This window comes from Streptomyces botrytidirepellens (assembly GCF_003721215.1).
Lineage (GTDB): Bacteria > Actinomycetota > Actinomycetes > Streptomycetales > Streptomycetaceae > Streptomyces > Streptomyces himastatinicus.
This window is the reverse complement of record NZ_RIBZ01000369.1, coordinates 1-578: the sequence shown is the minus strand read 5'-3', so window position 1 is coordinate 578 and position 578 is coordinate 1. Positions and strand designations below refer to the sequence as shown.

The window sequence follows — 578 nt, the reverse complement described above, 5'->3', positions numbered from 1 at the left end:
TCGCCGCGGCCGAAGGCGGCGACGGCCTCGCGGACGGCCGAGTCGTACAGCTCGGGCACTTCCTCCATCGTGCGCGCGACCTTCAGACCCCGCCCGCCACCACCGAAGGCGGCCTTGATCGCGATCGGCAGCCCGTGCTGCTCGGCGAACGCCACGACCTCGTCCGAGCCGGAGACGGGGTCGGGGGTGCCCGCGACCAGGGGGGCTCCGGCGCGCTGGGCGATGTGACGGGCTGCGACCTTGTCGCCGAGGTCGCGGATGGCCTGCGGGGGCGGGCCGATCCAGGTCAGCCCGGCGTCCAGGACGGCCTGGGCGAATTCGGCGTTCTCCGAGAGGAAGCCGTAGCCGGGGTGGACGGCGTCGGCGCCGGACTCGGCGGCCGCGGCCAGCACCTTGGCCTGGTCCAGATAGCTGGCGGCCGGGGTGTCACCGCCCAGCGCATAGGCCTCGTCCGCCGCGCGCACATGAACGGCGTCCCGGTCCGGATCGGCGTAGACGGCAACGCTCGCGATCCCGGCATCCCGGCAGGCACGGGCAACACGGACAGCGATCTCGCCACGATTGGCGATGAGCACCTT

General features: G+C 73.5%; 1 protein-coding gene. It reads right to left on the bottom strand.

What is annotated here, in order from left to right; all coding sequences use genetic code 11:
- On the bottom strand, positions 1-578 hold a 578-nt coding region (locus tag EEJ42_RS31015; protein ID WP_281291543.1), incomplete at both ends, for a biotin carboxylase N-terminal domain-containing protein.